The sequence below is a fragment of the Pseudomonas sp. genome (assembly GCF_050739995.1).
GTDB lineage: Bacteria > Pseudomonadota > Gammaproteobacteria > Pseudomonadales > Pseudomonadaceae > Aquipseudomonas.
In genome coordinates this window covers 1-8,223 of sequence record NZ_JBOICG010000359.1, presented here as the reverse complement: position 1 = coordinate 8,223, position 8,223 = coordinate 1, and the positions used below count along the sequence as shown (strand labels likewise).

The following is an 8,223-nucleotide window of genomic DNA, read 5'->3' as shown; positions in this document are numbered from 1 at the left end:
CGGTCAAATGTGGGAGGGGGCTTGCCCCCGATGAGGCCCTCCCAACAGCCACAAATACCCCCTGTAACCCCCGCATAAACTCACTCTTTACGCCGTCTTTACGCCCCACCCATACCCTCGCTCTCGTTCCTTTACGCCACTCCTGCCGACAATTGCCACACACGCGGCAATCGCCGCAAAACGGAGAGACTTCCATGAGCGTTCTGGACGGGGTGTCACTGCTATTGGCCGTGGCGCTGTTCATTTATCTGCTGGTTGCGCTGTTACGCGCGGATCGGAACTAGGAGCAGGCTATGCACAGTTATGACTATTGGCTGATCATCGCCTTCTTTGCCGTGGTGCTGCTGCCGGCACCGCTCCTGGGGCGGTTCTACTACAAGGTGATGGAAGGCCAGCGCACCTGGCTGACGCCGGTGCTGGGGCCGGTGGAAAAAGCCTGCTACCGCCTGTCCGGTGTGGATGAGCATCAGGAGCAAAGCTGGCAGAAGTACACGCTGGCCTTGCTGGCGTTTAACCTGGCCGGTTTCGTGTTGCTGTTCGTGATCCTGTTGTTCCAGGAATACCTCCCACTGAACCCGCAGAAATTGCCGGGTCAGGAATGGACTCTGGCCTTCAACACCGCGGTCAGTTTCATGACCAACACCAACTGGCAGAACTACAGCGGTGAGGCGTCCCTGAGCTACCTCAGCCAGATGGTCGGCCTGACCGTGCAGAACTTCGTCAGCGCCGCCACCGGCCTGGCTGTTCTGGTCGCGCTTTGCCGTGGCATCGGGCGCAAGTCCACCAAGACCCTGGGCAACTTCTGGGTCGACATGACCCGCGCCACCCTCTACGGCCTGCTGCCGCTGTGCCTGGTACTCGCGCTGTTCCTGGTATGGCAGGGCGTTCCGCAAACGTTCGCGCATTATGTGAACGCGGTGACCCTGCAAGGCGTCGACCAGGTGATTCCACTGGGCCCGGCCGCCAGCCAGATTGCTATCAAGCAATTGGGTACCAACGGCGGTGGATTCTTCGGGGTCAACTCGGCCCATCCATTCGAAGACCCGACCGCCTGGGCCAACCTATTTGAATTGGCCGCGATCATCCTGATCCCTGTGGCGTTGGTGTTCACCTTCGGCCACTACGTGAAGGATCTGCGCCAGAGCCGGGCGATCCTCGGTTGCATGCTGGCCCTGTTCCTGATTGGCGGTGCCACGTCGCTATGGGCCGAATACCAGCCCAACCCGACCCTGGCCAATCCGGCGGTTGAGCAAACGGCCCCCCTGGAAGGCAAGGAAGCGCGCTTCGGCACTACTGGCACCGTGTTGTGGTCGGTGACCACGACGGCGGCATCCAATGGCTCGGTCAACGGCATGCAAGACAGCCTCAACCCCCTGAGCGGGATGGTGGCACTGGTCAACATGATGGTTGGCGAAGTGATCTTCGGCGGCGTCGGCGCCGGGATGTACGGCATGTTGCTCAACGTCTTGATCGCCGTGTTCCTCGCTGGCCTGATGATCGGCCGCACCCCGGAATACCTGGGCAAGAAGCTGCAGGCCAAGGAAGTGCAATTGCTGGTGGTAACCTTGATGGTCATGCCGGTGGGCACCCTGGTGCTGGGCGCCATCGCGGCCAGCCTGCCAGGCCCCGCGGGCGCGATCAGTAACCCCGGCCCTCATGGTTTCAGCCAATTGCTGTATGCCTACACCTCGGCCAGTGCGAACAACGGTTCAGCGTTCGGCGGCTTCAGTGGCAATACCGCGTTCCACAATCTGATGCTGAGCCTGAGCATGTTGCTCGGCCGCTTTGGCTACATCCTCCCGGTACTGGCCTTGGCCGGCAGCCTGGCGATGAAAAAGACTGCCCCGATCGGCCAGAACAGCTTCCCCACCCACGGCCCGCTGTTCGTGACGTTGTTGACCGTGACCATTTTGCTGGTGGGCGGCCTGACTTTCCTGCCGACACTGGCGTTAGGCCCCATCGCTGAACACTTGAGCATGGGCTTCTAAGAGGGGATATGAAAATGAATATGCCTGCAAAAAATGCGGCTCCTGTGGCAACCCATGAGCCCGCCAAAACCGCCATTTCCGCGCTGTGGCGCCCGGCGCTGGGCCAGGCTTTCGTCAAGCTGGACCCACGCCAGTTGCAACGCTCGCCCGTGATGCTGGTGGTCGAACTCACCGCGATCCTCACCACTGTGTTGTGCTTCGTGCCCGACACCAACGTGCCAACCTTTGTCGCCGTGCAAATCGCCGTGTGGCTGTGGTTCACGGTGCTGTTCGCCAACTTCGCCGAAGCCCTGGCCGAAGGACGCGGCAAGGCCCGTGCCGATAGCCTCAAGGCCGGTAGCGAAGGCCTCAGTGCACGCCGTAAAGAGGCGGATGGCAGCTTCAAGGTGGTGCCGGCCACCAGCCTGCGCAAAGGTGATGTGGTGCGTGTCGCCGCCGGGGAAATGATCCCCGGTGACGGCGAGGTCATCGAAGGGATTGCGGCGGTCAACGAAGCCGCGATCACCGGCGAGTCTGCCCCGGTCATCCGTGAGTCCGGTGGTGACCGTTCGGCCGTCACCGGCAATACGCGACTGGTGTCCGACTGGCTGCTGATCCGTATCACCGCCAACCCCGGCGAGTCCACCCTGGATCGCATGATCGCGCTGGTGGAAGGTGCCAAGCGCCAGAAAACCCCCAACGAAGTTGCGTTGGACATTCTGCTGATCGGCCTGACCTTGATCTTCCTGCTGGTGGTGGTCACCCTGCAGCCGTTCGCCCACTTCGCCAATGGCAACTTGCCGTTGGTGTTCCTGGTCGCACTGTTGGTGACGCTGATTCCTACCACCATTGGCGGCTTGTTGTCGGCCATCGGTATTGCCGGCATGGATCGACTGGTACGTCTCAACGTGATCGCCAAATCCGGCCGTGCCGTGGAAGCAGCGGGGGACGTTCACGTGTTGCTGCTCGACAAGACCGGCACCATCACCTTCGGTAACCGTCGCTGCGCAGCGGTGATTGCAGCGCCTGGCGTCAGTGGTCGGGACCTGGCTGAAGGCGCGCTGCTGGCGTCGCTGGCGGACGACACGGCAGAAGGTAAATCCATCGTCGAATACCTGCGCGCCTTGCACCCACAAGCTGAGCCAACCCTGGATCAACTGACCTCCGTGCCGTTCAGTGCGGAAACCCGCTTGTCCGGTGTCGACTATCAGGGGCGTGTGTTCCGCAAGGGCGCCGTGGATTCGCTGCTGGCATTCATCGGTCAGCAACGCCGCGACCTGCAACCGGCGCTGTCGCGGGAAATCGACAAGATCGCCCAAAGCGGTGGCACCCCGTTGCTGGTGTGCGCAGACGGCAAATTGCTGGGTGCGATCCACCTCAAAGACGTGGTCAAGCCTGGCATCCGTGAGCGTTTCGCTGAGCTGCGCAAGCTGGGCATTCGCACCGTGATGGTCACCGGCGACAACCCGCTGACCGCCGCCGCGATTGCCGCCGAAGCGGGTGTGGACGATGTACTGGCCGAAGCCACGCCGGAGAAAAAACTCGCACGCATTCGCCACGAGCAGAATGATGGCCGTTTGGTCGCGATGTGCGGCGACGGTGCCAACGACGCCCCGGCGCTGGCCCAGGCCGACGTCGGCATGGCGATGAACGACGGCACCCAGGCCGCCCGTGAAGCCGCCAACATGGTCGACCTCGATAGCGACCCGACCAAGCTGTTGGACGTGGTGCAGATCGGCAAGGAATTGCTGGTTACCCGTGGTGCGTTGACCACCTTTTCCATCGCCAACGACGTGGCCAAATACTTCGCGATCCTGCCGGCGCTGTTTGCCTCGATCTACCCGCAATTGGGCGTGCTTAACGTGATGCACTTGCAGAGTCCGCAGAGCGCGATTCTCTCGGCCATTGTGTTCAACGCCCTGATCATCGTGGTGCTGATTCCCCTGGCGTTGCGTGGGGTGCGCGTGCAGGCGGCGAGTGCGGCGGCGTTGCTGCGGCGCAACCTGCTGATCTACGGGCTGGGCGGGATTCTGGTGCCGTTCGTGGGCATCAAGGCGATCGACATGCTGCTGACCGCACTGCACCTGGTGTAACCGGATCGTTCCCACGCTCCGCGTGGGAATACCGAGCTGATAAACGAATTGAGGAATCTGAAATGTCCACCATGATCCGCCCGGCCCTGAGCCTGCTGGTCCTTATGACTCTGATCACTGGCGTGGCCTACCCGCTGGTTGTCACCGGCGTCGCCCAAGTGGCTTTCCCTGATCAGGCCAATGGCAGCCTGGTGCGCGATGACAGCGGCAAGGTGCGCGGCTCCAGCCTGATCGCCCAGGATTTTACCGGTGACAGCTGGTTCCATCCGCGCCCATCGGCCGGCGCGTTCGCGACGGTTTCCAGCAGCGCCAGCAACCTCGGCCCAAGCAACCCGGCGTTGGCGACACGCATCTTTGATGACGCGAGCAAGCAGTTGGTGCCCAACCAGGGGCCGGTGCCGTTGGCGTCGCTGACTACCTCTGGCAGCGGTCTTGATCCACACTTGCCACCCGCGGCAATTGCCTATCAACTGGCGCGGGTGGCGGCGGCGCGGAATGTGCCGGTTTCCACGTTGCAACGCTTGCTGGATGAGCACATCGAAAGCCCGCTGGTGGGGCCGCCGGTAGTGAATGTGTTGGCGCTGAACATGGCGCTGGAAAAATTGTAATCAGTGCTGGCGCCATTGCAGGCAAGCCAGCTCCCACATTTGGAATGCATTCCCCTGTGGGAGCCGGGCTTGCCCGCGATGACGGCCTTCAAGACTCCATATGAACACCTGAAGGAACCGCAAAGCATGAGCGACTCCGGCCGCGCCGATGCCCTGTTAGCCGAACTGCCACGGGACGGCCGTGGCCGGCTCAAAGTTTTCCTCGGTGCCGCGCCGGGTGTGGGCAAGACCTACGCCATGCTCCAGGCCGCCCACACCCAGCTGCGCCAGGGTGTGCGGCTGATCGCCGGCGTGGTCGAAACCCACGGCCGCGCCGAGACCGAGGCCCTGCTCAGCGGCCTGCCGCAGCAACCCTTGGTACGCAGTGAGTACCGCGGCGTGATGCTCGAAGAAATGGACCTCGACGGCCTGCTCGCCGCCAAGCCCAAGCTGGTGCTGGTGGACGAGTTGGCCCACAGCAACGCCCCGGGCAGCCGCCATGAGAAGCGCTGGCAAGACATCCAGGAACTGCTCGCTGCTGGCATCAACGTGTTCACTACGGTCAACGTTCAGCACCTGGAAAGCCTCAACGACCAGGTGCGTGGTATCACCGGCGTGCAAGTGCGTGAGACCCTGCCGGATTGGGTGCTGCAAGAAGCTGACGAACTGTTGCTGATCGACCTGCCATCCCGCGAATTGCTGGAGCGCCTGCGCGACGGCAAGGTCTATGTGCCGGAGCAGGCCCGTGCGGCGATCGATGCGTTTTTCACCCAGACCAACCTGATGGCTCTGCGTGAGCTGGCGATGCAAACCGCCGCCGCTCACGTCGATGATGACTTGGCCCAAGGTTATCGCCAGCTTGGCCAGGCGGCACCGGCAGTACGCGGGCGCTTATTGGTCGGTGTGGATGGCGATGCCCAAGCCGAGCGTCTGGTGCGTCACGCCAGTCGCGTGGCGCAGCGTCGGCATTTGCCCTGGAGCCTGGTGCATATCGACAACGGCCGCGCACGGGATGAGCAATCGCGCCTGCGCCTGCAGAACGCCCAGCAACTGGCTGAGCGGCTGGGCGGTGAGGTCGTGTTGCTGCGAGCGGGAGAGGTGGCGAAGACGTTGATCCAGCATGCCGCCGAACGCCGTGCCAGCCTGTTGCTGGTGGGGCAGTCGCGGATGCGTTGGCGACGCCGATTGTTCGGTGGCGGGCTGGCGGCGCGCTTGCTGCGCAATGCACGGGGCTTGGAAATCAACGTGCTCGACAGCGACGACAATCCCGCGCCGCCCCGGCTGCCCGATGTACGTGGGTTGGTGTGGTTTGATTACGGCCTGGCGGTGGTCGCCACCGTGGTAGCGGCGGCGTTGGCCTGGGCGGTGGCCAGTGTGTTGCCGCTGCCGAATATCTCCCTGGTGTTTCTCGCGGCGGTATTGCTGGTGGCGGTACGCAGCAGCCTGGGACCGTCCCTGGTGTGTGCGGCGCTGTCGTTCCTGACTTATGACTTCCTGTTTATCCCGCCGAATTTCTCTTTCGCCATCCAACGTGAAGAAGACGTACTGACCCTGTTGTTCTTCCTGTTGATGGCGGCATTGACCGGCAACCTGGCTGCCCGCCAACGCCGGCAATTGCAGGCCCTGCGTGACACTCAGGAAGAAACCAGCGAACTGCTCGACCTGTCGCGCAAACTCACGGCCGCTACTGATCGCCAGGCGGTGATCAGTGCGGCGGCCCATCATCTGGAAGGCTGGAGTGACTTGGATCTGTGTCTGGTCAATCGCGACGGCCAGGGGGGGTGGAAAGTCGAGACTGGCAACCCACTGAACTTGACCGAAGCCGAGCGCGCTGCCGCTGACTGGGCCTGGCAGCACGATCAACCCGCTGGCATGGGCACCGGCACCTTGCCGTTCGGGCGCTGGTGGTGGTGGCCGTTATCGGGTGAGGAGGGGCCTTTGGGGTTGCTCGGCGTCAGCCCCAAGCCGGGCCAGGAGTTGAGCGGCCAACGCCGTCGCTTGCTGACGGCATTGAGCCAGCCGCTGGCACAGGCGTTGGCGCGGGCCCAATTGGGCCAGGAACTCGAATCCGCCCGGCTACATGGTGAAACCGAGCAACTGCGCAGCGCCTTGCTGGCCTCGGTGTCCCACGATTTACGCACGCCGCTGACCTCCATGCGTGGCAGCATTGACAGCCTGCTGGCCCTTGGCGAAGCGATTCCCCTGGAGGATCGCCGCGAGTTGCTCGAAGGCACCCGCGATGAAGCTGAACGCCTAGACCGTTACATCCAGAACCTGCTGGACATGACGCGCCTGGGGCATGGGGCGTTGAAACTGGCGCGGGACTGGGTGTCGCCAGGCGACATCGTTGGCAGTGCCCTTGGTCGCTTGCGCGCCGTGCTGGCGCCGTTGCGGGTGAGCACCGATGTGCCCGCTGAGCTGCCATTGCTGTATGTCCATGCGGCGCTGATCGAACAAGCCTTGGTCAACGTGCTGGAAAACGCCGCGCGTTTCTCTGCGCCCCAGGGCCGCTTGCAGTTGACGGCCGGCGTGTCGGATGACCAGCTGTTTTTCGCCGTCGCCGATGAGGGGCCGGGCATTCCCGAGAATGAGCGTGCAAAGATTTTCGATATGTTCTATACCGCCGCTCGCGGTGATCGGGGCGGGCAAGGCACGGGCCTGGGCTTGGCGATCTGCCAGGGCATGGTGGGTGCCCACGGTGGGCATATCAGCGTGGCCGATGGCATTGAGGGGCGGGGCACTTGCATCACCTTGTTCTTGCCATTACCGAAGCAGCCTGGCTTGGAGCGCGAGGCTTGAGCTACCCTCTTTTTTCCACGGATTTTGATTGGACACCATGAGCCAGACCGCGACGATTTTAGTCATTGATGACGAACCGCAGATCCGCAAATTCTTGCGTATCAGCCTGGCCTCCCAGGGCTACAAGGTGATAGAGGCCGGTACCGGCAACGAGGGCCTGGCCCAAGCGGCGTTGAGCAAACCGGACTTGCTGGTGCTCGACCTCGGCCTGCCCGACATGGACGGCCAGCAAGTACTGCGCGAGTTTCGCGAGTGGTCGACGGTGCCGGTGCTGGTACTGTCGGTACGGGCCAGCGAAATACAGAAGGTCGAGGCCCTGGATGGCGGTGCCAATGACTACGTGACCAAGCCGTTCGGCATCCAGGAGTTTCTCGCTCGGGTGCGTGCATTGCTGCGCCAGGCGCCGGCGGGTGAGGCCCAGGAAGCTGCATTAAGTTTTGGCCCGCTGACGGTGGACCTGGCCTATCGTCGTGTCCTCTTGGACGGTGTCGAAGTGGCACTCACCCGCAAGGAGTACGCGGTGCTGGCACAATTGGCACGGCATCCAGGGCGGGTGATTACCCAGCAGCAACTGCTCAAGGACATCTGGGGGCCGACCCATACCGAGGACAGCCATTACCTGCGCATCGTCGTGGGTCATCTGCGCCAGAAGCTGGCGGATGACCCGACTCAGCCACGGTTTATCGTGACCGAAGCGGGGGTGGGGTATCGGTTGTTAAGTGCTTAGATTTTTGGTGCCTGTTCCGACCCTATCGGGAGCAAGCCCCCTCCCACATT

The 8,223-nt window shown here is 62.8% G+C and carries 6 protein-coding genes; all 6 read left to right on the top strand.

Annotated elements, in window-relative coordinates; genetic code table 11:
- Window positions 1–194 precede the first annotated feature (194 nt).
- The 6 genes from kdpF (at window position 195) to ACRESD_RS11970 (ending at window position 8,173) form a co-directional block, all read left to right on the top strand.
- Entirely contained in the window at window positions 195–284 is a 90-nt protein-coding gene (kdpF, locus tag ACRESD_RS11995) for a K(+)-transporting ATPase subunit F (RefSeq protein ID WP_003218754.1), read from the top strand.
- Between the two features lie 9 nt (window positions 285–293).
- Window positions 294–1,988: a potassium-transporting ATPase subunit KdpA gene (gene kdpA / locus ACRESD_RS11990; protein ID WP_431751091.1), complete on the top strand. Its 1,695-nt coding sequence runs from the start codon at window positions 294–296 to the stop codon at window positions 1,986–1,988.
- A 14-nt stretch (window positions 1,989–2,002) separates the two neighbouring features.
- A complete protein-coding gene (gene kdpB / locus ACRESD_RS11985; RefSeq protein WP_431751090.1) occupies window positions 2,003–4,060 on the top strand; it encodes a potassium-transporting ATPase subunit KdpB in 2,058 nt (685 codons plus the stop codon).
- Between the two features lie 62 nt (window positions 4,061–4,122).
- Window positions 4,123–4,668, top strand: a complete 546-nt coding sequence (gene kdpC, locus ACRESD_RS11980) for a potassium-transporting ATPase subunit KdpC (RefSeq protein WP_431751089.1) — start codon at window positions 4,123–4,125, stop codon at window positions 4,666–4,668.
- Window positions 4,669–4,794: 126 nt separating this feature from the next.
- Entirely contained in the window at window positions 4,795–7,446 is a 2,652-nt protein-coding gene (locus ACRESD_RS11975) for a DUF4118 domain-containing protein (protein WP_431751088.1), read from the top strand.
- A 37-nt stretch (window positions 7,447–7,483) separates the two neighbouring features.
- Complete coding sequence (locus tag ACRESD_RS11970) at window positions 7,484–8,173, top strand: response regulator (protein ID WP_431751087.1); 690 nt, start codon at window positions 7,484–7,486, stop codon at window positions 8,171–8,173.
- Window positions 8,174–8,223 lie beyond the last annotated feature (50 nt).

What these genes read in the sequence shown, in the direction of transcription:
- kdpB (WP_431751090.1), top strand. Translation starts at nt 2,003, where the DNA reads ATGAATATGCCTGCAAAAAATGCGGCTCCTGTGGCAACCCATGAGCCC.
- kdpC (WP_431751089.1), top strand. Translation starts at nt 4,123, where the DNA reads ATGTCCACCATGATCCGCCCGGCCCTGAGCCTGCTGGTCCTTATGACT.
- kdpA (WP_431751091.1), top strand. Translation starts at nt 294, where the DNA reads ATGCACAGTTATGACTATTGGCTGATCATCGCCTTCTTTGCCGTGGTG.
- ACRESD_RS11975 (WP_431751088.1), top strand. Translation starts at nt 4,795, where the DNA reads ATGAGCGACTCCGGCCGCGCCGATGCCCTGTTAGCCGAACTGCCACGG.
- ACRESD_RS11970 (WP_431751087.1), top strand. Translation starts at nt 7,484, where the DNA reads ATGAGCCAGACCGCGACGATTTTAGTCATTGATGACGAACCGCAGATC.
- kdpF (WP_003218754.1), top strand. Translation starts at nt 195, where the DNA reads ATGAGCGTTCTGGACGGGGTGTCACTGCTATTGGCCGTGGCGCTGTTC.